The organism is Pontibacter lucknowensis (genome assembly GCF_900156415.1).
GTDB lineage: Bacteria > Bacteroidota > Bacteroidia > Cytophagales > Hymenobacteraceae > Pontibacter > Pontibacter lucknowensis.
Genome location: NZ_FTNM01000005.1, coordinates 122,622 through 145,974 on the forward strand (window position 1 = coordinate 122,622; position 23,353 = coordinate 145,974).

At 51.6% G+C, this 23,353-nt stretch carries 25 protein-coding genes; 15 read left to right on the top strand and 10 right to left on the bottom strand.

The features are described from left to right. Window positions 1–37: 37 nt before the first annotated feature. From BW972_RS15530 to BW972_RS15555, 6 genes are all read left to right on the top strand, one after another. Window positions 38–292 carry an autorepressor SdpR family transcription factor gene (locus BW972_RS15530; RefSeq protein ID WP_007652068.1) on the top strand — a complete coding sequence of 85 codons (255 nt, stop codon included), beginning with the start codon at window positions 38–40 and terminating at the stop codon, window positions 290–292. Between the two features lie 4 nt (window positions 293–296). After that, window positions 297–962 (top strand): SdpI family protein, encoded by a 666-nt coding sequence (locus BW972_RS15535; RefSeq protein ID WP_076422793.1) that lies wholly within the window; start codon window positions 297–299, stop codon window positions 960–962. A gap of 50 nt (window positions 963–1,012) precedes the next feature. Then, window positions 1,013–2,428, top strand: a complete 1,416-nt coding sequence (locus tag BW972_RS15540; RefSeq protein WP_083674212.1) for an alpha/beta hydrolase — start codon at window positions 1,013–1,015, stop codon at window positions 2,426–2,428. 6 nt (window positions 2,429–2,434) lie between these two features. Continuing rightward, the gene (locus tag BW972_RS15545) at window positions 2,435–2,875 is read left to right on the top strand and encodes a GNAT family N-acetyltransferase (RefSeq protein ID WP_076422795.1); all 441 of its coding nucleotides are present in this window, start codon (window positions 2,435–2,437) and stop codon (window positions 2,873–2,875) included. A 75-nt stretch (window positions 2,876–2,950) separates the two neighbouring features. Then, a complete protein-coding gene (locus BW972_RS15550; protein WP_076422796.1) occupies window positions 2,951–3,988 on the top strand; it encodes a serine hydrolase domain-containing protein in 1,038 nt (345 codons plus the stop codon). A 79-nt stretch (window positions 3,989–4,067) separates the two neighbouring features. After that, the gene (locus BW972_RS15555; RefSeq protein ID WP_076422797.1) at window positions 4,068–4,658 is read left to right on the top strand and encodes a flavodoxin family protein; all 591 of its coding nucleotides are present in this window, start codon (window positions 4,068–4,070) and stop codon (window positions 4,656–4,658) included. A 43-nt stretch (window positions 4,659–4,701) separates the two neighbouring features. Here the strand turns inward: BW972_RS15555 and BW972_RS15560 are convergent, their stop codons facing one another. Next, entirely contained in the window at window positions 4,702–5,025 is a 324-nt protein-coding gene (locus BW972_RS15560) for a hypothetical protein (RefSeq protein ID WP_076422798.1), read from the bottom strand. Window positions 5,026–5,168: 143 nt separating this feature from the next. After that, window positions 5,169–5,390 (bottom strand): membrane protein insertion efficiency factor YidD, encoded by a 222-nt coding sequence (gene yidD, locus BW972_RS15565; RefSeq protein WP_076422799.1) that lies wholly within the window; start codon window positions 5,388–5,390, stop codon window positions 5,169–5,171. Window positions 5,391–5,486: 96 nt separating this feature from the next. Between yidD and BW972_RS15570 the strand changes: the two genes are divergently transcribed. The 3 genes from BW972_RS15570 (at window position 5,487) to BW972_RS15580 (ending at window position 10,965) form a co-directional block, all read left to right on the top strand. After that, entirely contained in the window at window positions 5,487–7,817 is a 2,331-nt protein-coding gene (locus tag BW972_RS15570; protein WP_076422800.1) for a S46 family peptidase, read from the top strand. 283 nt (window positions 7,818–8,100) lie between these two features. Further along, window positions 8,101–8,802, top strand: coding sequence for a PorV/PorQ family protein (locus BW972_RS15575; protein ID WP_083674214.1), 702 nt, complete (start codon window positions 8,101–8,103; stop codon window positions 8,800–8,802). 18 nt (window positions 8,803–8,820) lie between these two features. After that, window positions 8,821–10,965, top strand: coding sequence for a helix-hairpin-helix domain-containing protein (locus BW972_RS15580; protein WP_234986407.1), 2,145 nt, complete (start codon window positions 8,821–8,823; stop codon window positions 10,963–10,965). Here BW972_RS15580 and sigZ read toward each other — a convergent pair. The 6 genes from sigZ to BW972_RS15605 form a co-directional block, all read right to left on the bottom strand. Then, entirely contained in the window at window positions 10,962–11,591 is a 630-nt protein-coding gene (sigZ, locus tag BW972_RS15585) for an RNA polymerase sigma factor SigZ (protein WP_083674215.1), read from the bottom strand. The two genes, BW972_RS15580 and sigZ, sit on opposite strands and share 4 nt — an antisense overlap. 168 nt (window positions 11,592–11,759) lie before the next feature. Then, complete coding sequence (locus tag BW972_RS15590; protein WP_007656306.1) at window positions 11,760–12,182, bottom strand: ArsI/CadI family heavy metal resistance metalloenzyme; 423 nt, start codon at window positions 12,180–12,182, stop codon at window positions 11,760–11,762. Between the two features lie 179 nt (window positions 12,183–12,361). Then, complete coding sequence (locus tag BW972_RS15595; RefSeq protein ID WP_040574144.1) at window positions 12,362–12,730, bottom strand: hypothetical protein; 369 nt, start codon at window positions 12,728–12,730, stop codon at window positions 12,362–12,364. Between the two features lie 214 nt (window positions 12,731–12,944). Next, the gene (locus BW972_RS15600; RefSeq protein ID WP_076422803.1) at window positions 12,945–13,724 is read right to left on the bottom strand and encodes a TIGR03915 family putative DNA repair protein; all 780 of its coding nucleotides are present in this window, start codon (window positions 13,722–13,724) and stop codon (window positions 12,945–12,947) included. A gap of 16 nt (window positions 13,725–13,740) precedes the next feature. Next, window positions 13,741–13,884 (bottom strand): hypothetical protein, encoded by a 144-nt coding sequence (locus BW972_RS19910; RefSeq protein ID WP_155800786.1) that lies wholly within the window; start codon window positions 13,882–13,884, stop codon window positions 13,741–13,743. A gap of 97 nt (window positions 13,885–13,981) precedes the next feature. Beyond that, window positions 13,982–15,247, bottom strand: coding sequence for a putative DNA modification/repair radical SAM protein (locus BW972_RS15605; RefSeq protein WP_007656299.1), 1,266 nt, complete (start codon window positions 15,245–15,247; stop codon window positions 13,982–13,984). 284 nt (window positions 15,248–15,531) lie between these two features. Between BW972_RS15605 and BW972_RS15610 the strand changes: the two genes are divergently transcribed. From BW972_RS15610 to BW972_RS15635, 6 genes are all read left to right on the top strand, one after another. Then, window positions 15,532–17,376: a BamA/TamA family outer membrane protein gene (locus tag BW972_RS15610; protein ID WP_076422804.1), complete on the top strand. Its 1,845-nt coding sequence runs from the start codon at window positions 15,532–15,534 to the stop codon at window positions 17,374–17,376. A 64-nt stretch (window positions 17,377–17,440) separates the two neighbouring features. Continuing rightward, a complete protein-coding gene (locus tag BW972_RS15615) occupies window positions 17,441–18,055 on the top strand; it encodes a Dps family protein (RefSeq protein ID WP_007656296.1) in 615 nt (204 codons plus the stop codon). A gap of 219 nt (window positions 18,056–18,274) precedes the next feature. After that, window positions 18,275–19,126, top strand: coding sequence for a CvfB family protein (locus BW972_RS15620; protein WP_007656295.1), 852 nt, complete (start codon window positions 18,275–18,277; stop codon window positions 19,124–19,126). Window positions 19,127–19,271: 145 nt separating this feature from the next. Further along, on the top strand, window positions 19,272–19,937 hold the full coding sequence (locus tag BW972_RS15625) for an oxidoreductase (protein ID WP_076422805.1): 666 nt from the start codon (window positions 19,272–19,274) through the stop codon (window positions 19,935–19,937). A 50-nt stretch (window positions 19,938–19,987) separates the two neighbouring features. Then, window positions 19,988–20,758, top strand: coding sequence for a methyltransferase domain-containing protein (locus tag BW972_RS15630; RefSeq protein WP_076422806.1), 771 nt, complete (start codon window positions 19,988–19,990; stop codon window positions 20,756–20,758). A 124-nt stretch (window positions 20,759–20,882) separates the two neighbouring features. Then, entirely contained in the window at window positions 20,883–21,383 is a 501-nt protein-coding gene (locus tag BW972_RS15635; RefSeq protein WP_007656286.1) for a hypothetical protein, read from the top strand. A gap of 119 nt (window positions 21,384–21,502) precedes the next feature. Here BW972_RS15635 and BW972_RS15640 read toward each other — a convergent pair whose 3' ends face one another. Both BW972_RS15640 and rimK read right to left on the bottom strand, forming a co-directional pair. After that, window positions 21,503–22,444, bottom strand: a complete 942-nt coding sequence (locus BW972_RS15640; RefSeq protein WP_076422807.1) for a succinylglutamate desuccinylase/aspartoacylase family protein — start codon at window positions 22,442–22,444, stop codon at window positions 21,503–21,505. Between the two features lies 1 nt (window position 22,445). Beyond that, entirely contained in the window at window positions 22,446–23,348 is a 903-nt protein-coding gene (rimK, locus tag BW972_RS15645) for a 30S ribosomal protein S6--L-glutamate ligase (protein WP_007656282.1), read from the bottom strand. Window positions 23,349–23,353 lie beyond the last annotated feature (5 nt).

The window sequence follows — 23,353 nt, forward strand, 5'->3', positions numbered from 1 at the left end:
TAATATTTAGATATTTATCTAAATACCTAAAAGCAACGTGAACAAAGTATTCAAGGCACTCAATGATCAAACCCGCAGAGAGATCCTTAACCTGCTTAAGGAGAAGGATTTGACCGCTGGCGACATTGCAGAGGCTTTTCATATCACCAAGCCCAGCATTTCGCACCATCTTGACATTCTGAGCCAGGCCGAGCTGGTCACTTCTCAGAAGCAAGGGCAGTTTGTGATTTACTCGCTTAACACCACGGTGCTGGACGACATTATGAAATGGATCATCACGCTTAAAGATTAGACGCATGAAAACCAAAAACCTGACCCGAGAGATCATACTTTGGGTGATCATTTGCATTCCGCTGGTATACCTGGCGGTGGTTTGGAACAGTATGCCAGAGCAAGTGCCGGTGCACTTCAACCTGAAAGGCGAGGCCGATGGCTGGGCAGGGAAGTCAACCATGATCCTGATAGTGGTGGGCACGACGGCTCTGCTCAATCTTATTCTGCTGGCCGTGCCGTACATCGACCCGAAGGGAAAACTGAAATCCATGGGCAGTAAGTACCACCAGCTGCGCTTTATACTGATCTCTTTCATGGCGGCGCTCTGCATCTTCCTCATTCACACATCGCTTCATCCGGCTACCTTCAAGCCTAACGGCCTGTTTATCCTGATCGGGGCGCTGCTGGTAGCGCTCGGCAATTACTTCCAGGCGGTGAAGCCCAACTACTTCATCGGCATCCGCACACCCTGGACGTTGGAGAGCGAACAGGTATGGCGCAAGACGCACCGGCTGGGTGGCATCCTCTGGATCATCGGGGGGATACTGCTGATTCTACTGGGGGCTCTACCCATACCCGGATTAGAGCATATCTTCTTTATCGCCATTATAGCGCTTGTTGTCCTGATCCCGACCATCTACTCCTTCACAATTTACCGAAAAGAGCAAAGGTTAAGACAGCAGTCATAAGCCGGCGACTTATCCGCGCAAAGCATTTATCCACACACAACAGGTATAGCATGAACAAATTAGCCCTTATCCTTTGCTTGACGCTACTACTCTTTAACACCGCCATGGCACAGCAGACACCACCCGGCCAACTTGATGGCAGCTGGAACGGCACCCTGCAGGCAGGTGGCAATAAAATCACGATAGTCTTCCACTTGAGCAGCACAGAAAGCGGGCAACTCACTGCTACCATGGACATCCCGCTGCAGGGGGTCAAGGGCATGGCTATACCTGAGGCTGAGCTCACCCGGGACAGCCTATACCTGCGCATACCTTACGGTGGCATCGAATACGCCGGCAAGCGGACTGGCCCGGAGTCTATAAAAGGGCACTGGAAGCAGAGTGGCATGGCCTTCCCGCTAGCCCTGACCAAAGGAATAGCAGCCGAAGTGCGCCGACCGCAGACGCCTGCAAAGCCGTACCCTTACCAGGAGCAGGAAGTGACCGTGGAGAACAAGGCAGCAGGCATCACACTGGCGGGCACACTCACTATACCTGAGGGCAAAGGCAGGCATCCGGCCGTGATCCTCTTTACCGGCTCCGGCACCCAGGACCGCGATATGACCCTGATGGGACACAAGCCTTTTCTGGTGCTGGCCGACCACCTCACCCGCCAGGGCTTTGCCGTGCTGCGCCTCGACGACCGTGGTGCAGGCAAGTCGGGAGGCAATGCTATGTTGGCCACTACCCAGGACTTTACCTCAGATGCACAGGCTGCCTATACCTTCCTGAAGTCGCACCAGTCCGTGAACCCTAGGAAAGTGGGTTTACTAGGTATAAGCGAGGGCGCTCTGATAGCGAGTAGTGTTGCCGCCACTAACAAAGATGTAGCCTTTGTAGTGCTGCTGGCTGGCAGTGCCATGCCGGGTGTTGAGCTGCTCGTGCAGCAAAATGAAGCGCTTTATAAAAAAGGGGGCATACCTGAAGAAACGCTGCAGAAACTACTGAAGCTGCGACGCGCGCAGTTCGAAACCGCCGCAACGGAAGTCGATGTGTACGCAGCCAGCCAAAAGATAAGAGCGCTCGAACAGGAAGCAAAAGCCGGTATGACGGAGCAGGAAATAAAACAGCTGCAGCTGAGCCCTGAAGCGGAGAATGCCATTGTAGCGCAATTGAGCCTACCCTGGGCTCGGCACTTCCTGGCCTACGACCCAGCCCCTGCCCTGCGCCAGTTGAAAATGCCCGTGCTCGCCCTTAACGGCAGCAAAGACTTGCAAGTAGCTGCTGCAGCCAATCTCTCCGCCACCGAAAAAGCCTTGAAAGCCGCTGGCAACAAACGCAACACCATCAAAGAACTGCCAGGCCTCAACCACATCTTTCAGACGGCTGACACCGGCTTGCCCGGCGAGTATGCTACTATTGAGGAAACCATGGCTCCTGTGGCGCTGGAGACGATCAGCGCGTGGATGAAGGAGGTGGTAAAATAAAACACAATGAGCATCACAATCAGAAAAATTGCCCCGGCATATGCAGGCGCCCTTGCCAGCCTTTCCCAACAGTTTGGCTATAACGTGTCGGCAGAGGAAATGGAGCAGCGAATAGGCCAGGTATTGGCCCGAAAAGAGCATTGCGGATTTGTAGCAATTAAAGCTGATCAGATAGTCGGCTGGATACATGGCTTCCATACCTTTCGCCTGGAGTCAGAGCCATTTGTGGAGATCGGTGGCCTGGTCGTGGATCAGAATTTTCGTCGTCAAGGTATAGGGCAGCAGCTGGTACATAAGGTAAACGAGTGGGCTGCTGACCAGTCAGTTGGAAGACTACGGGTACGCTGCCATACCGCACGAACCGACACTCATGTTTTCTACCAGAAAACTGGCTTCACGGAAAGCAAAGAGCAAAAAGTATTCGACATGCCTGTTACGCTACAGTAGCTTTTGCTCTTTTCGGGCAGGTATAAAAATTACCCCGAAATTCTGTTCATTTGCAGCTTCATCCTTATCTGCACTATGAAAAACCTAACCCAGGAAGCACTCGACAAGATCCTGGCGAGTACTGCCGCAAAAAAACACATCCACGGCGCCGCTTTTCGGGTGGAGGCTGCCGATGGCTCATTTTCACTGATGAGCGCTGCTGGCAACATGCAGCCGGATACTCCCTTCTACATCGCGAGCGTCAACAAAATTATACTGGCCGCTGTGACGCTCCGGCTTGTAAGAGATGGCAGACTGGGCCTGGACGATAAAATCAGGGCATACCTGCCTGCCGGGTTGATGCAGGGGCTGCATGTATACAAGGGTCTGGATTATGCAGAGGAACTGACGATCAGGCACCTCATCTCCCAGACATCCGGTCTGCCCTGCTACCTCATAGACAAGTGTCCGGGGCAGCCAAAACTGATGAAGGAACTGCTCAGCAGCCAGGACGCCGCCTGGCCACTTGAAAAAACCATAGAGCAGGTAAAGCAGATGCGCACGAAGTTCGCTCCTGGCCAGCCAGGCAAGGCCAGTTATGGAAACACCAATTTCAAGTTGCTGGGGCGGATACTGGAGTCGGTAATGGCGCAGCCACTGGATCAAATCCTGGCTGCTGTTTTCGAAGAGTTAGGTATGGCCGCTACCTATGTCATCAGCCTGCAAGAGAGCAGGACGTTCAGCCCTTTTTATCACAAAAGTCACCAGGTCAGCCTGCCGCTATACCTGTCCTCCTCCCGGTACGACATAGTTTCCACGACGCAGGACCTGATGACTTTTGTGAAAGCCTTCTTCAACGGACATTTCTACCCGAAAAACAGATTGCAGGAGCTTGAGCAATGGAACAGCATTTTCTTCCCGTTCAAGTACGGCATCGGCATACAGAAATTCTACACGCCCCGCCTCCTTTCGCCCTTCAAAGCCATACCTGACCTGATTGGCCACTGCGGCTCTACGGGCACCGCAGCTTTTTACATACCTGCCAAAAGTGCGTTTGTAACAGGAGCTATCAACCAGGCCAGCAGTCCGAGTATGTTATTTCAAACGCTGATTAAGATTGCGAATAAGCTGTAACTCCTCATCCATACCTTGATTTTCAGTTAGAAGGCCTTGCAAAGCCAAACATACAGAAGTTGTTCTGAGTAAGCAGAGTATGAAAGCACTCATTTTACTAGGCACTCTCAAAAAAGAAGGTATGTCCAATACGGAGGTTCTGTCCGAGTTTCTGGCAGGATACTTTAAGAAGCAGGACATTGACTGCAGCATCGTCAAGCTGGTTGAGCATAACATTCTGGCAGGCACTTACAGCGATATGGGCGAAGGAGACGACTGGCCAGGTATACTGCAACAGATACTCGCTGCCGACATTATTGTATTTGCCACACCGATCTGGTGGAACAACCAATCGTCAGAGATACAGCGGGTGATCGAGCGACTCGACGAGCTGCACGATGAAATCTTAGAAGGCAAAAAATCCAGACTAGAGGGCAAAGTAGGTGGCATTGTGATAACGGGCGACTCTGACGGTGCGCAGCACATCATTGCCAACATCAGTAACTTTTATAATGCAGTGGGTATGGTACTGCCTCCCTATGCCTCGCTTTCGGTGCTGTGGGAGAAACAGGCCAAAGGAGAAAAGACCAGCCGCGAAGAGCTAATGAAAAAATACGAGGAGGACTACGCCAGCACAGCCGAATCAATGGTCAAGCAGATGCTCCGCTATCTCCCGAAATCTTCTTCCTGAATTTTACCTGATTGGCCTGCTTTATGACTGCTATCGCAGGTTATTAGGGATGGGCAACATCTGGAGTTAAACCTGTGGCCGGTGCTGCGTCGGGATGTAGCTCAAACACAACTTCCCCGACAGTAGGACCATCTTGCGCCGCCTGCCTGATCAGGCCTTGTAACTTACGTCCTGCCTTTTCCATATGGATGGGGCACAAATAAGTGAGCAGCATAAAATACTCATCACCCTCCTCCCCCATGAAAAGGTACAGGTTGTGTGTACTTTCACCGAAAAAGTTTAGCGTACGGGTTTCGACACGTTTAATGTCAACAAGTGGAATGGAAGCTTTCACAGAGCCGTTAGACTCTATTAATCTTATAATCATGGCCTATGCTGATAAATGTATTATAAACCTAGGCTGTGGCTGAATTGCCGAACAGACTGCAGTTTAACAAAATAAAAGCAGAGCTAATAGCGATAACTGGTTTATTACATATTATATTCTTCAGGCAGCCTGCGGGTTCTTAACTACGGCACCGGATCATAACCACTCCCACCCCACGGATGGCACCGCCCAATCCGCTTGAGCGCCATCCAACCGCCTTTAAAAGGTCCATACTTATTCACGGCACCAAGTGCATAGGCTGAGCAGGTCGGCGTATAACGGCAAGTGGCTGGCTTCAGAGGGGAAATCATGTTGCGGTATACCCAAAGGAGTGCGAGCAATAGTTTTTTAAAAAGCCAGGTCATGGTACGGTTTTGGTGCGTTTTATTTGCCGAACAACTGTTAGGTAACGCAATTTTTAAATAAATTTGTCACAGTTTAACTAATCTAAACAAAATTTCATGTTAAAAAGAATCCTTTCACTCCTTCTTTTAGTTTCGCTTTGCGTGCCCTTCGCCAAAGCGGACGAAGGTATGTGGCTGCCGATGCTGATCAAGCGCCTGAACCACGCTGACATGCAGAAAAAAGGCCTGCAGCTGACTGCCGAAGAAATCTACAACGTGAACAACTCCAGCCTCAAGGACGCCATTGTGCAGTTCGGCGGCTTCTGTACAGGTGAGTTCATCTCTGCCGAAGGTCTGTTGCTGACCAACCACCACTGTGGTTACGGACAGATCCAGTCACACTCTACCCCTGAGAAAGACTACCTGACCAATGGCTTCTGGGCCATGGACCGCAAGCAGGAACTTCCAAACGAAGGCCTGTTCGTGGACATCCTGGTGCGTATGGACGACGTGACTGCCAAAGTGCTGGAGGGTATTGATAACAACACACCTGAGAAAGAGCGTCTGCAGCTTGCCTCGCAGCGCGCGCAGGCAATCGCCAAGGAAGCCAGTGAGAATGGCCGCTACGTGTCTTACGTGCGCGACTTCTTCAACGGAAATGAGTATTACCTGTTCATCTACGAGCGCTTCAACGATGTGCGCCTGGTGGGCACGCCTCCATCTGCCGTTGGCAAGTTTGGTGGCGACACCGACAACTGGATGTGGCCGCGCCACACAGGTGACTTCGCGATGTTCCGTGTGTACATGGCACCGGACGGCAAGCCAGCTGAGTATTCTGCTCAGAACGTGCCTTACAAGCCAAAGCACCACCTGCCGATCAACATTGGCGGTGTAGAACAGGACGACTTCGCCATGGTATTCGGTTTCCCGGGCCGCACGAAGCGTTTCATGACTTCTGAGGGTTTAATTCTTGATGTAGAGCAGCTGAACAAATCGCGCATTAAACTGCGTGACAAGAAACTGGCTCTGTGGAAAGAAGACATGGACAAGAGCGACGCTACCCGCATCCAGTATGCCTCTAAGTATGCTTCAACTGCCAACTACTACAAGTATTCTATCGGTCAGAATGAAGGCATCAAGCGCATGAAGACGGTAGAAGGCAAGCGTGCGGACGAGAAGAAATTCCAGGCCTGGGCCGATGCCAATGCAGATCGCAAAGCCATGTATGGCAGCGCCCTGAATGACATGAACGAGGCTTATAAAGAGATCGAGAAGTATAACCTAGGCAGCGTATACCTGAACGAAGCGGTACTGGGCACAGAAGCCCTACTGTTCGCTTACCGCATGACGCCGGTTTTCAATGCTTTGAAATCAGGTAACGCTGATGCCGCTAAAAAAGCAGCCGAGGACCTGAAGCCAAGAGCTGACGCTTTCTTCAAAGACTATAACATGGCTACTGACAAGAAAGTGTTTGCCGCCATGATGAAGTACTACCATGAAGACATCGCCAAAGATCAGCAGCCAGAGGCTTTCAAGCAGATGGTGGCCAAGTACAAAGGCGACTTTAACAAAATGGCTGACCATGTGTACAGCAACTCGTTTGTGGTAAACAAGCAGAAGGTAGACCAGTTTTTGAACAACCCTACACAGAAACAACTGGCTAATGACCCGGCTTTCTCTTTGGTAAATTCCATCATGGAGAACTATCAGCAGAACATCGCGCCTAAACTGGCTGAGAGCAACGCCAAACTGGCCCGTGCGAACCGCCTGTACGTAGCTGGTCTGCGCCAGATGAACCCGGACAAGGTATACTACCCGGATGCGAACTCTACTATCCGCCTGAGCTACGGTTCAGTTAAGAACTATCAGCCATACGACGGCGTGACATATCAGACCTTCACTACATTGGAAGGTGTGATGCAGAAGGAAGACCCAAGCAACGAGGAGTTCATCGTGCCTGCGAAACTGAAGCAGCTGTACGAAGCGAAAGACTACGGCCGCTATGCCAACAAGGACGGCGAGCTGATCGTGAACTTCATCACCGACAATGACATCACAGGTGGTAACTCAGGTTCTCCGGTGATCAACGGTAACGGTGAGCTGATCGGTCTGGCCTTCGACGGTAACTGGGAAGCTATGACTGGTGACCTGGTGTATGATCCGGATTACAAGCGTTGCATCAACGTGAGCGCCAACTACGTGCTGTTCATGGTAGACAAATACGCCGGTGCTTCTAACCTGATTAACGAGATGACGATCGTGAGCACCAACAGCCCAGGCCCAGCTGACGCGGGCGTTGCCGCTGGCACTCCTAGCGACAATGGTTCAACTGAACTGCTGAATGCCGCCATCGAAGAAGCGAAAGCTGAACTCGCTGCAGGTAAGAAATCAGTGAAAGTTCAGAAAAAGGACGGCAAGAAAAGAGCGAAAGTGGAAGTGAAGAACTAAGCTGAAACTTTCTTTAGTCAGTAATTGCAAAGGCGCTGGGGATATCCTCAGCGCCTTTTTGTTTGGATCAGGATTTTGAGGATTAAAAAGGATTCTGACAAACTATCTCCCTACCCCCTCGTACATAGCACTTTAGCTATAAACAAAACCGGATGGGATAACGCAACTTCTACAAAACAAACTTAATTTCCTGCTTCTCCTCTTACTGCCTTGCCTTGCACAGGCGCAGGCCGATGTACCTGCGGGTGCACGTGCCGCTGCACTGGGTAATGCCTCTGTTACCTTGCCTGACCTTTGGGCGCTCAACAACAATGTAGCAGGTATAGGTACCCTGGAACAGGCACAGGTCGGGGCTTATGTCGAGAACCGCTTTGGCGTACGGGCTTTTTCGACGGTGGCGCTACAGGCGGTATACCCTACTGCCAGGTATGGAAACTACGGTGTGAGCATGAGCCGCTTTGGCGACGAATTGTTCAGTCAGCAGCATGTGGGAATAGGTATAGGCCACAAGTTGGGTCAGTTCAGCTTGGGCGGGAAAATAGACCTGTGGCAGGTGACTGTTGAGGGCTATGGCAGTCGAAAGGCAGTAGCGCTGTCGGTGGGCGGACAGGCGGAGATCGTGCCGGGCTTTTTCTTCGGAGCCTATGCCTACAATATCAACCAGGCCAAACTGGCCGAGTTTGATGACGAAAGGCTACCCACTGTCATGAAAGCCGGCCTAGCCTACCGCCCTTATCAGAAACTCCTCTTACTTGCCGAAACCGAAAAGCATATTAACTTCCCCGCCAACTTCAAAGCAGGTATAGAATACCAGCTGCTGCAGGAGAAACTGGCCTTGCGCTCTGGCTTCAGCACACTTACCAATCGCGCTACCTTCGGACTTGGCTTCCGGGCAAGACAACTTTATGTTGACTATGCCTTTGGCTCCACGACTTTGCTCGGCCAAAGCCACCACCTATCACTTTCCTATACCTTCCAAAAGTAAAGTCACATGAAGCAGGGTATGGCAAAAGGCTTCAGGTATAGAGTGCATCGTTTAAGACCATGGCGAGTAGCCATGAAACAAGGTATAGCGATCTTCCTTCTGATACTTTGCACCTGCATGCCACTGCAGGCACAGGACTACCCACGCCAGACATTCGACTTTGACTTGTTCGTGCAGGAGCTTTTTGCGCAGCAGGAAGACGAAAATGTGCCATACGAGGACTTCTATGAAACCCTTTTCCAGTACTTCCAACGCCCCATCGACCTCAACCGCACCACCCCTGAAGAACTGGCCTCACTCTACATCCTGTCCCGTTCGCAGATTGCCTCCTTCTTCCGACACATCAACGAAAACGGCCCTCTGCTGAGCATCTATGAGCTACAGGCTATACCTGACTTCGACCTGATCACGATTTATAAACTCGTATACTTTGTGCGGGTTGATGATGCAGGCCTCAATGCCGACCAGCGGCCATTACTGCAGCGTATTGTCGGCGAAGACAACAATGCCTTGATTGTCCGCTACGAGCGGACCTTGCAGGAGCGCCGCGGCTATACCTCGGTCGACACCACCAGCCGCTCCAGAACCCGCTACCTTGGCTCTCCTGACAAAGTGCTGATGCGCTACCGCGTAAGCCATACCCGCGACTACAGTCTGGGCTTTACTGCTGAGAAAGATGCCGGGGAGCAATTGACATGGGATCCCGACACCCGACGATACGGTTTTGATTTCTACTCGGCACATCTGCAGCTCTACAACAAGGGCAAGTTCAAGTCGATTGCGCTTGGCGATTATCAACTACAGTTCGGGCAGGGACTGCTGCTTTCGTCAGGCTATACCGTGGGAAAAGGCAGTGAGACCATCACAACAGTCAGTCGTCCGAATGTAGGTATACGACCCTACAGTTCGGTGCTGGAGCATGCCTTTTACCGGGGAGCGGCTGCCACTTATACCTTAGGCAAAGTAGATGTAACGGGTTTTGTGTCGAGCAAGCGGGTCGATGCTAACCTGCAGGCACAACTCGACACACTCGATAATTTCGGGGAATTCTTTACAGGTATACAGACCTCCGGCTTTCACCGCACACCTACCGAACTGGCGAACAGAGGGCGGGTACGGGAGCAAATAATCGGGGGGAATGCTACTTACCAGAGCCGTAACCGCACTTTGCTGGCAGGCATCACAGCGATGGCTACTACCTACAGTTCCCCCATCCAGAAAGCGGGTCTGCCCTACCAGCGCTTCGAGTTTGGCGGCACGAGCAACTACAATATCGGCACAAACTACGCCTATACCTGGCAGAACGTCTACCTGTTCGGTGAAACGGCTATCTCTAAAAGTGGTGGCCTGGGCACTGTGAACGGTTTGACGGCCAACCTCTCCAACAAAGTGGAACTGGCCATGCTCTACCGCTATTACGCCCGCGACTTCCATACTTTTTACGGCAACGCATTCGGGGAGAGCACTCGTAACATCAACGAACAAGGCTTTTACACAGGCATCAAAATCAAGCCCTTCCCGAAGTGGGAGCTGACAGCTTTTTATGATCGCTTCCGGTTCCCGTGGCTGCGTTATCGCGTCGATGCTCCATCACATGGCGACGAGTACATGCTCCGCCTCTATTTCCGGCCTAACAGACAGAGCTCCCTATACGCTCAGTTCCGAGCAGAAAGCAAAGGCCGCAATGTAGCCGACAACAGCACCAGTATAGACTATGTGGGACAGGCAAACCGCAAGAACTACCTGTTGTACTATGAATTCACGCCTACGCCCGTTGTAAACTTGCGCTCACGTGTACAGTTCAGCAGTTTCGAGCTGGAGTCACCGCAGACTACGGGCTATTTGATTGCGCAGGACATCAACTTCAATTTCAACAAAATACGATTGAGTAGTCGCTACGCCATTTTCGACACGGACAATTACGATACGCGGCAATACGCCTTTGAACGGGATGTGCTTTATGCTTTCTCTATACCTGCCTTCAGTGGCAGAGGCACCCGCCTGTATGCCTTACTGCAATTCAGGCCGATGCGCCGTATGGATGTGTGGGTTAAGTATGGCCTCACGCACTACCGCAACCAGCGCACGGTTGGTTCAGGACTAGAGACGATTGAAGGACCGCGCAGATCTGATATCAGGGTGCAGACAAGGTATAGGTTTTAACTTTCTTCCCCCTTTAACTGCACTTGTAATGGCTTGCAACTCTCCTTCGCGATGGCGCTTACCAAAGCCCCTTTTCTGTCAAGCTCCAGATGGCAGCATTCCACAAAGAGCTCTTTCAGTTTTTCACGCCCACGCTGCACCCGCGACTTGGCTCCTGAGTAAGACATTCCCAACCGTTCTGCAATCTCTTTCTGGCTGATGCCTTCTATCTCGCTCAGGCGTAAAGGCTCGGCATACTCGGCTGGCAGCATGTTGATGAGTGGCAAGATCAGACTTTCTGTGTCCTGTCGCTCCGGCTCCTGGCTTAGCTCCTCTAGCTTACCTTCGTCCTCTAGCGGCATGCTACGCCCCTGCTCACGGTAGTAATCGTACACGGCGTTGCGGGCAATCTGGTAAAGCCATGCGTTCATGTTGCGCACATCCTGCAGCTGCTCGCAATGTTTGTAGAGCTTCACGTAGAGCTGCTGCAGAATATCGTTGGCCTCGTCTTTGTCACGAACACGCTTCAGCACAAAGCTGCGCAGTTTGGCTTCGTACTCCAGGTATACAGGCGCTACCGCAGCGCAGGTGTCTATCGAAGAGACAACATGATCACCCGAACAGGCATGACAGCTTTTGTTTTCCATGATGCAAAGATTTTAATGGTGATAGCAAGTGGAGATATACATCAATTTACGAAGAAAAACATGGAAAAGGCAAATTCAAAACAACTTCTGAAAGTACATAAAACTAGCCGGACCACGGCAGGTATGGGCTATACCTGCCGTGGTCCGGCTTCGTAGTTTTAAGTTGTACTAAATGGCAGTAGTTTCAATGGTTGAGGTGGTGCGGGCATTTGCTCCTTCGCCGTATACAGTGGCTTCCCCGAAGGTATAGAAAGCTTCCCAGTCCACGCCCTGCGGGTCTGTGATCCACGATTTCTCAGACTTGGCGTAGCAGCAGGTGCACTTCCCTTCTTCCCGAATGGCCCCTTTAGCCTCCTTCAAGCGGCCGTATACCTCAGCCAACTCCTCTTCACTCTCGGCCTGTATGCCTAGGTGTTCTATACCTGCATTCTCGGGGTGCAGCGATATCGCGAAGTTAATGCGTGGGTCTTCCAGCATCCATTTGGCATAGTCTTCTTTCAGCACAGTAGGCTCCGTGCCAAATAATGCTGAATAAAAGGCAGTGGATTCCTGCAGGTTCTTAACGCGCACATTCACGTGAAATCTTTTCATGGCTTTGTCTATTTAAGGTGATTCTTTCTTGTTACACCTTGATGACGGTGGGAGGGCTAAAAAGACGCAGCCCCACAGAAAAAATTTTCTGTGGGGCCGCTACCAGTTAGTGTACAAGGGTGAAAACTGCAAAGAAACAGACCCAGGGAGTGAAGGCGGGCCTGCCTCTTTGCTTAGTATTACAGGTAGGATGAAAAATTAGTGCTGTTTTGCCAGAATTCGCGGCAGGTTTCACGCTGCTTCTCCAGAAACTCCTGGTCGCGCTTCAGACTTTTCCAGTCGCCGTAGCCGAGACGTTCGCATAGCTTGAAAAAGCTGTCGCCCTGGTTTTGGCGGCCTTTGATACGAACCAGTGAGCTTAGCAGGGGACGGCCTGCAGCATGCTCCGCTTCTGAAATTTCGTCGATTACTTCGTTAAGCTGTGACTTTTCGTAAGAGTTTTCAAGGTTCAGGCCCAGTTCGGCTTCTAATATCAGATTCTGGAATGACATCAGGTGAGCGCGACCGCGAGCTACTTGAATGAGTTTTTTTCGTACGCGTGTATTCATCTTTCTTTCTTAGATAATGAAGGACAGCGGACAACACCCTCTACTTTGTGCAGTGGGCTCCAACTGAATAGGTTTCATAAAATATCTATATACACTTATACTCCAAAATGACCTTTCGGGTTGTCCTGTGTTGCGAAAAAGTTGAGAATGAAGGACGAATTTTAACCCTCGCCATGAAACACAACTGAAATACAACTCGTTACAGTCCGAATTTTTATTGTAACCGGGGCTGTTTCTCAGAAAGATACTTCCAGTAGCGCTTGGGGATGTGGCGCAGGTGGAGTTTGGGATTCTTGCGCTCCGGTATGTTTACATGGTCAAAATATACCTGCCAGAGCATCTGATAGCGGGTTTCATCTTCATCAAACTGATCGGAGCTGAGCTTGCCCTGCTGTTTAGGAGTTAGTGCCGGGTTTTCCAACTGCACAAAGCTTGTGTGCCGCAGGTCGTAGTAAGCGCCATAGCGCCGGGTAGAATCATAAATGGCCCAGCGCTGGTCAGCGTAGCGCTTCTCGAAGTGGCGCACGATTAAGGGCAGCACATTGAAGTCAGGCGAGATGCTGGCGTAGTACAGACCATCGACTGTTTTTTGAAAGCGCACGAAGGCCTCCATGCGATGCTTCTCACGGTGTACCTGCTTGTGGATCTGCTGCACCTGCAGAATAAAAGGGGCCGTATAGTTTCCTTCCACACTCTCGGGTGAGTCGAACACGAGTCGGACATAGTCAAAGATCAGCCGTTCAAATCCGTTCTGCTCCCATAGGTAGGTATAGTAGAGCGAGTCCAATGCAGTTGCTGACAAGCGTTTCTTCAGGCCCAACCATACCCGTCCGGCCCTCTCTTCGTCGGTCACCACTGCTATCGTTTCTCCGAACATAGAGGGTTGGGCCAATTGCTCGGGCTCAATGGCGGTAGGCCAGGCTTTGCGCTCGTATGCCTCAAACACTACCGTGAGCAGTCCCTCGAAAGAGCCATCGTAGGTATAGAAGTACATTGGCAAGACGCTTTCGCTACTGCTTGGCGTTAAAATTCACACGCCCCTTCTCGCGCTTGCTATCGTGTTGCAATCTGGAAGAAAGGCTCTGCAGGTGAGGTACCAGCATGTTGAGTTTGCAGCAGCAGGATACACGGGCAACTTTAGTAGAATTTCTCATCGTCTTATGAATGGTTTGAAATGATGTATGATCTGTTTTGTTACACAATTCTGTCTTATGATCTTCTCTCCCCTCTTCCATGTCACACTTTTTAATATTAGCCTACCTGCCGAAACAAGTCCAGCTGCTGCGTAAGCAGTGCACTTCGCACAGAGCCCTCGCCAAATAGGATGCGGCGGCGTAGCTGCTCTGAGTCAAAGTCCTGCCGCTGCAGGCTCTTGGTCTGGCAGGTGATAAAATACTTGGCCCGCTTCAGCACCACACCCATCTGGCGCAGGTGGTCAAAATGCAGCGGCGCAAACCGCCGGGCTGATATTATTTTCTTAGCCGACTTCACCCCAATGCCCGGCACGCGCAGGATCATTTCGTAGTCGGCAGTGTTGATCTCCACCGGAAAGAAATGGCGGTTGCGCAGCGCCCATCCCAGCTTTGGGTCTATGTCCAGGTCCAGATTCGGGTTCGCCTCGTCCAGTATCTCTTTCACATCGAAACCATAGAAGCGCATCAGCCAATCGGCCTGATAAATGCGGTTCTCCCGAATGATCGGTGGCTCTGTGATGATCGAAAGCCTGCTGTCTGTGCTCACCGGCACGTAGCCTGAGTAGTATACCCGCTTCAGGCTATACCCTTTGTAAAGCTGGTCTGATAGCTGCAGAATCTGGCGGTCGCTCTCGGCAGTGGCCCCCACGATCAGCTGCGTACTCTGCCCGGCCGGCGCAAACTTCGGCGTCGCCTTGAAAAGCTTGCTTTCCTCCTTCGCCTGCACCAGCTGGTTCTTGATCGAGTCCATCGGCAACAGGATCTCGGCATAGTTCTTCTCCGGCGCCAGACTTTGCAAACTCTGCTCTGAAGGCAACTCTATGTTCACGCTCAATCGGTCGGCATAAAGGCCAGCTTCTTTGATCAACTCATCACTCGCACCAGGTATGGTTTTGAGGTGGATATAACCGTTGAACTTCTCTTCCTGCCGCAGCTTTTTAGCCACCCGCACGAGTCGCTCCATGGTATAGTCAGCATCTTTGAAAATGCCCGAGCTCAGAAACAAGCCTTCAATATAGTTGCGACGATAGAAGTTGATGGTCAGATCCACCACCTCCTGCACCGTAAAAGCGGCCCGCTGCACATCGTTGCTTTTGCGTGTCACGCAGTAGGCGCAGTCGTAAATACAGAAATTGGTCAGCAAGATCTTCAGCAAGGAAACGCAACGACCATCTTCGGTATAGCTGTGGCAGATACCCATGCCTTCTGCGTTGCCCAAGCCTTTGTTTTCGTTCTTGCGCTTCCCACCGCTCGACGAACAGGAAACATCGTACTTTGCAGCATCTGCTAATATTTTTAGCTTACCTATTACTTTATCATTCATCCTAGCCTCTTCTATCTGCTTGACGGTTATAAAATTACAAAAACCTTAGCACAAACCCCAATTTTATTAGCAATAATATTTATCAACATCCTATCCACACCCAAAAAATACTAATGTGATTAGCAGGGGCTGTTTTCGGGATTTCAGTCTGAAATTTTCCACATAGAGCCGAAAAGACTATATTAGGAGGTTGTACCGTACAAACACTTACAACAAACAGTAAGCGCCCCTATACTTCCATGGCTTTTCCACGTTCGCCCTTTTTATGCTGTATGTTAGCCTGCATGCTGGGAGCATGGCTGCTGGCCGGCGATGTGCGGGCGCAGGAAATACCGACCCGAAAGGATACCGTCGCGGCACCAGCCGATACTACAAAGCAGAAGTTCGACGAGCGCGTGATGAGCAACCTGCGGGAAATCTCACAACGCAAGACCATTATGGGAAAGCTGCTAAAAGCCATACTGGTTTTCGACCGTCGTGATGAGGAGGTGTTGGGACTGGATGCTGAGCTGATTCAGCGCGAGTACGAACGACACAATTATAAGGTAGTGCGCCACATCAACATCATGACGCTCGACGCACTGGGTTATTCCATACACGACACAACGCGGGTGCCGCGCAGCTTTCTGGAAAAGGCCGGCAACTCACTACACGTCAAAACCCGCCGGCACCTGGTGCGCAACAAACTCCTCTTCCAGCGGATGGAGCCCCTCGAGCCACTGGCACTGGTCGAGTCGGAGCGTCTTTTGCGCCAGACTGACTACCTGCTCGATGCCCGGATCATTGTGGACGAGCGCACGACCACCGATGACAGCGTGGATGTGCTGGTTATCACCAAAGATATTTTCAGCCTGGGCGGGTCTGGCTCCTACACTCCGTCCTCGGGCTCGGGCAGGGTTGCCCTGCGTGAACTCAACTTCCTGGGACTTGGCCACCAGATACGCGGATCTTATCGCTTCAACATGAATGCGCCCCGGTCCTGGGAGACTACGGCCGGGTATACGGTGGAGAACATCGGCAACACTTACATTACAGCCGACATCAATTACTTCGATCAGAATTTCTACAAAGAGCGCAGCGCCTACCTGCGTCGCGACTTCTTTGCCACCAATACCCGCTACGCCGGTGCTGTCGGGGCCAGCAAGATAGACGAGCAACTGCTGCTGCCACCAGTGCCGGAGGACACGATACAGCGCTTCGCCGAGGTGGGCTACCACCGACAGGACTTATGGCTGGGCCGCTCGTTCAAGTTCAAGAGCTACAACCTGGGCTTTGAGCCACGCGGACGATTGATTACGGCGCTGCGGGTCATCAATACAAATTTTTATACCAAGCCTACCGAGAATTTTCAGGATAATGTGCTGGGCATCGCCAGTCTGGGCTACAGTGTGCGCCGCTACTACAAAGACCGCTACCTGTATGGCTTTGGCCGAACAGAGGATATTCCGGCCGGCACGCTGGCTTCCGTATCCTACGGCTACGAGCGGGGCGACTTGTTCAACCGGCGCTATTTCGGGCTGGACCTTTCGTTTGCCCGCTACAACAAAGAAGCCGGCTACCTCTACAGCCGCGCCGGCTATGGCTCCTTTATTAGAAACGGTAAATGGGAACAAGGCATGCTGGAGCTGGAGTCGCTGTACTTTACGCGACTGTACGAAAATGGCAACTGGAAGCTACGCCACTTTATACTCGGCCGCAGCACCATTGGCATCAACCGCAACCCCGAAGAGCTGCTCTCTATCAACAACGAAGAGGGACTGCGCGGCTTCCGATCGGGTTTATTGCGGGGCAATCGCCGCGTAGTGATCAACTACGAAGCCAATCTCTATACCCCCTTCAAACTGTTCGGCTTCCGACTTGCCACACTGGTTTTTGCGGATGTGGCCTGGCTCTCTTACGGCAACAAGAGCTCCCCTTTCAAAAGCACTCCTTTTCAGGGTTTCGGAGCAGGTATACGCTTCCGCAATGAGTACCTGTCATTCAGCACGATCCAGATCTTGGTGGGCTATTACCCGAAGATCCCGGCTAACGAGAACTTCAACAACCTGCGCATATACGAGTCGTCACGCTCCTATTACGACTTCGAAGACTTCCGCTTCACCCAGCCCGGTATAGCCGAGTTCAGGTAAATCTTTCTGTATCTTTTTGAGCTGATCGGGGTACAAAGGCAGAGTAATTCTACAAACCCTGAACATGGAAAAGCTAAGAGAAAAATCAGAATATGAAGGCAACCCGGTCGGGCTGTCAAAAACCACCGCCACGGCAATGGCCAACGAACTGGACCGCCATCTGTCGTCGTTCATCACCCTCTACAACCAATACCACAAGCACCACTGGATGGTGGAAGGCCCTCAGTTCCGCGACCTGCACCTGTTCTTTGAGGAGCACTATACTCAGATTCACGAGCAGTACGATGCCATAGCCGAGCGCCTTACCGTGATGGGCTACTGCCCTACCTGCCACCCGGCGAAACAGTTGGAGCTTTCCTATATCCAGCACGAGGAAGAAGGTGTTTTCCGTATCCGGGAGATGCTCAAGAAAGACATGGAAGATGAAAAGACGATTGCCATGGAGTTGCGCAAGTCTATCAAGAAAGCCTTTGAGCAGGAAGACTTCGCCACCAAGTCGCTATTGGAGGGCATCCTTCTCAAAACCGAAGACCGCTGCCACCACATTGAGCACTTCCTGGGCGAAGACGGCCTCTCCATTGGACTGATCGCGAAACCGGATGATATCATGGAGGAAGACGGTGAGCCAGCCAGAGGACAGAACGGAAAGGCCAAAACCACGAAGAAGTCCAAGGCTTAATCTATAGCCTGCCCATACCTTACAAAACAGGCAGTCCATGTGGGCTGCCTGTTTTATTACCTGGGACAGGTCTGAACAAATTCAGCTGTCTTCAGCTAACCATCTTTTGTATCCTTTTGCCTGCCTCTTCAGGTATAAGAGGAACAGCCGAAACCGGAGGGCTATACCTGAAATGCTTTCGCTATATTTGCAGCATTCTATACTTATCAAAGCAATACCATGGTAGATCTTGGCAATTACAATGAACTGGAGATAGCGCGTGAAGTGGACTTCGGCGTATACCTGACCTCTGAGGACGGCGACATTCTGTTGCCCCGCAAGTACATTCCGGAGGGAGCCAAGGTAGGCGACAAGGTGCGCGTGTTCGTGTACCGTGACTCTGAAGACCGTGTGATTGCTACCAACCTGACGCCCTACGCCACCGTGCGCGAGTTTGCCTGCCTGATGTGCAAAGACAGCACCGACTTTGGCGCCTTCCTGGACTGGGGTCTGGAGAAAGACCTGCTCGTGCCGCTGCACAACCAGAAAGAAAAGATGCGAACCGGCCGTAAGTACTGCGTGTATGTATACCTCGATGACACCTCTGACCGCATCGTGGGCACAACCAAGCTCGGCAAGTACCTGCACAACGACGAGGCCCCAAACGAGCTGACCGAGAACGAGGAAGTGGAGCTGCTGGTAGCCGGCTTCACTGAGATCGGCATCAAGGTGATCATCAACAACCGCTACATGGGCATGCTCTACAAGAACGAGGTGTTCAAAGAACTGCATATGGGCGACAAGCTGCGCGGTTATATCAAAACCATCCGCCCGGATAATAAAATAGACGTGACCCTCCGCAAGCCCGGCACCACCGGATTGAGCGAATCGAACGAAGCGGCGGATAAAGTACTGGAAGTACTGGTGGCGGCCAAAGGCTATTTACCTTTGTCTGACAAAAGCAGCCCGGACGAGGTATACCGCATGTTAGGCATGAGCAAGAAGGTGTTCAAAAAGGCCATTGGCGGCCTGTACAAAGAAGGTAAAATCGAGATCGACACAGACCACATCCGGTTGAAAGGCGAGGAGTAAGTTGCGCTGTAACTTACAGGATAACTACACGATTCGAGCTGAATTCACAACAAAAACGGCCCCAAAAGGATTATTTACAGGAAAGCACCGCATTTTTTAACCAATGTGGCGGGCATTCACGTAATTCAGCGAAACGCAAACCTACATGCACCGAACCCGAACCGCACTGATTGCCGGCGCCAGCGGCCTGGTAGGCAGTCACTTGCTGCTTATGCTGCTGCAAAGCGACCGCTACAGTCAGGTAATTTCCGTTGGCCGTCGCGAACTCGCCATCATCCACCCCAAGCTCGACCAGCAGATAGTCGACTTCGACAATCTCAAGAAAAGCGCATCTGAACTGGCTGCCGACGACGTGTTCTGCTGCCTGGGCACCACCATCAAAAAAGCCGGCACCAAAGACGCTTTCTACAAAGTAGACCATACCTATGTCACGCAGCTGGCCGAGATCACGCTGCGCCGTAACGCCACGCAGTTTCTGGTTGTGTCGGCCATGGGTGCCGATGCCAGCTCCCGCATTTTCTACAACCGTGTGAAAGGCGAAATGGAGCGGGATATTCAGGCTTTGGGCTTTACTTCGCTGCATATTTTCAGGCCGGCACTCCTGCTGGGAGAGCGTGAAGAGCACCGCACCGGCGAAGAGATCAGTGCCAGGATCATGAAGCCGCTCTCTATGCTGATGATCGGCCCCATGCGCAAATACCGCCCCATTAAAGCGGAGACGGTGGCCAGCGCCATGCTGCGTGCCGCTGCACAGGACCAGAAAGGCGACAAGGTATACCTGTCCGATGAAATAGAGCGATTGGGCCGCTAACCCTCCCTATACCTGCCCCGTAAGCTGCAAGGCAACTTATACCTATACCTATGCCTAACAGAAGCCTTCGCCGTGCATTCCCCAAAGCCTCACAGTATGACCCAAAGTGGGTGCGCAAGCACTCTATGGGCGAAAACGTGCTCTTTAACCTTGAGAGCCTAACCAAGTCCCTCCACCTTAAGCCCGGCATGCGGGTACTCGACCTGGGCTGCGGCAAAGCCATCAGTTCTATCTTTCTGGCCAGAGAGTTCGGAGTTACCGTTTGGGCCGTGGACGAGGCCGTGTCTGCCAGCGACAACTACGAGCGCATCTGTGCCGAGGGCTGTGAAGACAAGGTGTTTCCGCTTGAAATGGAAGCTCGTTCACTCCCCTTTCCTGAAGAATACTTCGATGCCGTAATCGTCGTGGATTCCTATACCTATTTTGGCACTGACGAGAAGTACCTGCCCTATATTGCCCGCTTTATCAAGCCAGAAGGCCATATAGCCATTGTGGACGTTTGCTTCACCAAGGAGATTGAAAGCCACGATCAGGTACCCGAATTTCTACAAGAAGATTATCAGAACTATTGGTACTTTATTCATACCATTGACTGGTGGCGCAGGCTTTGGGAAAAGACCGGACTTGTGGAAATAGAAGCTGCCGCCGAGCTGACTGAGGCAGGCCTGGTACGGGAACAATACATAAAGGACTATCAAAACTCTGAGGAGGCAGATGCCTTTGCGAAAGCCCTGGAGCTTGACAAAGATAAGTTTATCACGTTTTTCAAGCTTATTGGCAGACGAACATCCAAAACAGCTTACCTGCAGTCTTACAAATGACAGCGGTAATTTTTTTATTCAAATTGCAATTATTAATTTTTTCAAACGCAAGAAGTTATATTTTTGCACCCGCCAGCTGGACATACCTGTCTGGCAAGCCAGATATAACTTTTTCAATAGAACAATGAAAACATTTCTTCGCGTAGGTTTCGCCATGGCTTTGGTGATGACGCTTGCTTTCGGTGCACAGGCACAGGAGTACAGTACAGGTATAGGCTTCAGAGGTGGTGTAGCTTCTGGTCTTACTATAAAGCATTTTATTAAAAGCGACGCCGCTATCGAAGGCATCCTAAGCACAGGTTTCCGCCACAGAGGCGCTGTGCTGACAGTACTTTATGAAAAACATGCACCTGCCTTCAATGCAAAAGGCCTGCAGTGGTACTATGGCCTGGGTGGCCACATTGGCTTCTATGAAGGTCGTTATTACTACTACTATGACAAGCACAGACGCGACAGATACTATGATGACAACATCGTAGGTTTTGGTATTGATGGCGTATTAGGCCTGGAATACTACATCCGCGACATCCCGTTCACGATCGGTGCTGATATCAAGCCGTATATCAACATCCCGCATGGCCGTGGCTTCTGGGATTCTGCCCTACACGTGCGTTACGTATTCTAAGAACTGAAAAGCCCTAACGTAAAGCGCCCACTACTGCTCAGTAGCGGGCGCTTTTGTTCTTACACGATTCTGAAACGATCAGCTGCTTATCACACTGGTCACTTCTGAGTAGCTATACCCTAGAAGGCGATGTGCATCAAAGCATCGCCCTGGTTCACCACAGGCATATTGTTGAGCCCTACCACATAGCCGGCTGCCGGCGCGTTCAGGCGCACTTCCATTTCACCGTAAGGGTCGGTAATGGTACCTACTATCTGTCCTTTTTTTACATAGCCACCCTCCGCTACATTGCTCCGGAACAGGCCCGCATTTTTGGCGCGCACCCAAATGTCTTTCATACAGATGGTGGTCGGCTCTGAAGGTGAAGGAGCGGCATTGCCCATACCCAGGTGGTGCATCAGGCGCAGAGTGCCTTCTATACCTGCTGCTATGCCTCTTTCGTCAAAGCGCAGCGACTCACCGGTTTCATACACCAGAATGTGCTTGCCCAGTTTAGCAGCCTCCTTGCGGAGTGAGCCCTGCCGGTAAGAGGCGTTCAGTGTAAAAGGTGCAGCAAATGCCTCTGCCAGCTGCTGATTCTTCGGTTCGGCCAGCACACAACGAATCTGTGGGTAGTTGCCGCGACTTGACCCGCCTGTGTGGAAATCCACACCGTAGTCAATATAAGGCATGACCTCTTTCATAAACCGATGTGCGACACGACTGGCCAGCGAACCTTCTTTGTTGCCCGGGAAACTCCGGTTCACATCTTTACCATCAGGCACGTCACGCGAGAAGTTCAGGAAACCATAGATGTTCAGAATGGGCACCGCGATGATCGTACCCTTAAGTGGGTACAGCATCTTTTTGGTGATCATGCGGCGGATGATCTCCGTGCCGTTCACTTCGTCGCCGTGCATACCTGCCATCAGCAGGAGCACCGGCCCGTCGTGTACGGAGCGGAATACATAAACCGGAATATCGATGACGGTACCACTGGGAAGTTTGGAGATGACAAGTCGGGTCAATACTTTCTCTCCACGGTCTATACTTACACCGTTGATCTTAATCGTTTCGGGCATGCTATTCTTTCACTCTTTTGGAGACTTTCTTCTGAACCAGTCCCTCCACATACTCAATTATTTTAGCCGCAATGTCTTTATTTGTAGCCTTTTCTATACCCTGAAGCCCTGGCGAGGAGTTCACCTCCAGAATCAGCGGTCCGCGCTTAGACTGCAGCATGTCCACACCCGCTATACCTAAGCCCAGCGACTTGGCAGCGAGCAAAGCCGCGGCTTTCTCCTGGCGGGTCAGTTTGACTAGGGTAGCATTGCCGCCACGGTGCAGGTTAGAGCGGAACTCGCCCTCTTTGCCCTGTCGCTTCATGGCTCCTACCACTTCGCCGTTCACCACGAAAGCGCGGATGTCGGCACCTGCCGCCTCGGAAATGAACTCCTGCACGATAATACGGGCCTTTAGATTGTGAAATGCCTCAATTACCGACTCAGCCGCCTTTTTAGTCTCGGCCAGCACCACACCCAAGCCCTGCGTACCTTCCAGCAATTTGATCACCAAAGGGGCACCGCCTACTTCTTTCACCAGCATCGATGTTTCCTTGGAGTAGTTCGTGAAAGCTGTTTTCGGCATACCGAGTCCGGCGCGCGACAGGATTTGGCTGCTGCGCAATTTGTCACGGGAGCGCACGATGCTCTGGGAGTCTACGGCGCTCTTCACTTTCATCATCTCAAACTGACGCACCACGGCCGTGCCGTAAAAAGTAACGGAGGCACCGATTCGCGGAATGATGGCATCGATATCGGTTAAGCGTTCTCCCTTGTATAGGATGTGCGGGTCGCCCTGCTCAATCACAAGGTCGCAGCGCAGGTGGTCCAGCACCACCACTTCGTGGCCACGCTGCTGGGCAGCTTCCACCAGGCGGCGGGTAGAGTACAACTTAGAGTTGCGAGAGAGAATCGCTATCTTCATAAAAA

Bases quoted from the DNA above. Each gene is read 5' to 3' on its own strand.
- BW972_RS15535 (WP_076422793.1), top strand. From the start codon at position 297: ATGAAAACCAAAAACCTGACCCGAGAGATCATACTTTGGGTGATCATT.
- BW972_RS15540 (WP_083674212.1), top strand. From the start codon at position 1,013: ATGAACAAATTAGCCCTTATCCTTTGCTTGACGCTACTACTCTTTAAC.
- BW972_RS15545 (WP_076422795.1), top strand. From the start codon at position 2,435: ATGAGCATCACAATCAGAAAAATTGCCCCGGCATATGCAGGCGCCCTT.
- BW972_RS15550 (WP_076422796.1), top strand. From the start codon at position 2,951: ATGAAAAACCTAACCCAGGAAGCACTCGACAAGATCCTGGCGAGTACT.
- BW972_RS15555 (WP_076422797.1), top strand. From the start codon at position 4,068: ATGAAAGCACTCATTTTACTAGGCACTCTCAAAAAAGAAGGTATGTCC.
- BW972_RS15560 (WP_076422798.1), bottom strand. From the start codon at position 5,025: ATGATTATAAGATTAATAGAGTCTAACGGCTCTGTGAAAGCTTCCATT.
- yidD (WP_076422799.1), bottom strand. From the start codon at position 5,390: ATGACCTGGCTTTTTAAAAAACTATTGCTCGCACTCCTTTGGGTATAC.
- BW972_RS15570 (WP_076422800.1), top strand. From the start codon at position 5,487: ATGTTAAAAAGAATCCTTTCACTCCTTCTTTTAGTTTCGCTTTGCGTG.
- BW972_RS15580 (WP_234986407.1), top strand. From the start codon at position 8,821: ATGGCAAAAGGCTTCAGGTATAGAGTGCATCGTTTAAGACCATGGCGA.
- sigZ (WP_083674215.1), bottom strand. From the start codon at position 11,591: ATGGAAAACAAAAGCTGTCATGCCTGTTCGGGTGATCATGTTGTCTCT.
- BW972_RS15590 (WP_007656306.1), bottom strand. From the start codon at position 12,182: ATGAAAAGATTTCACGTGAATGTGCGCGTTAAGAACCTGCAGGAATCC.
- BW972_RS15595 (WP_040574144.1), bottom strand. From the start codon at position 12,730: ATGAATACACGCGTACGAAAAAAACTCATTCAAGTAGCTCGCGGTCGC.
- BW972_RS15600 (WP_076422803.1), bottom strand. From the start codon at position 13,724: ATGTACTTCTATACCTACGATGGCTCTTTCGAGGGACTGCTCACGGTA.
- BW972_RS19910 (WP_155800786.1), bottom strand. From the start codon at position 13,884: ATGAGAAATTCTACTAAAGTTGCCCGTGTATCCTGCTGCTGCAAACTC.
- BW972_RS15605 (WP_007656299.1), bottom strand. From the start codon at position 15,247: ATGAATGATAAAGTAATAGGTAAGCTAAAAATATTAGCAGATGCTGCA.
- BW972_RS15610 (WP_076422804.1), top strand. From the start codon at position 15,532: ATGCTGGGAGCATGGCTGCTGGCCGGCGATGTGCGGGCGCAGGAAATA.
- BW972_RS15615 (WP_007656296.1), top strand. From the start codon at position 17,441: ATGGAAAAGCTAAGAGAAAAATCAGAATATGAAGGCAACCCGGTCGGG.
- BW972_RS15620 (WP_007656295.1), top strand. From the start codon at position 18,275: ATGGTAGATCTTGGCAATTACAATGAACTGGAGATAGCGCGTGAAGTG.
- BW972_RS15625 (WP_076422805.1), top strand. From the start codon at position 19,272: ATGCACCGAACCCGAACCGCACTGATTGCCGGCGCCAGCGGCCTGGTA.
- BW972_RS15630 (WP_076422806.1), top strand. From the start codon at position 19,988: ATGCCTAACAGAAGCCTTCGCCGTGCATTCCCCAAAGCCTCACAGTAT.
- BW972_RS15635 (WP_007656286.1), top strand. From the start codon at position 20,883: ATGAAAACATTTCTTCGCGTAGGTTTCGCCATGGCTTTGGTGATGACG.
- BW972_RS15640 (WP_076422807.1), bottom strand. From the start codon at position 22,444: ATGCCCGAAACGATTAAGATCAACGGTGTAAGTATAGACCGTGGAGAG.
- rimK (WP_007656282.1), bottom strand. From the start codon at position 23,348: ATGAAGATAGCGATTCTCTCTCGCAACTCTAAGTTGTACTCTACCCGC.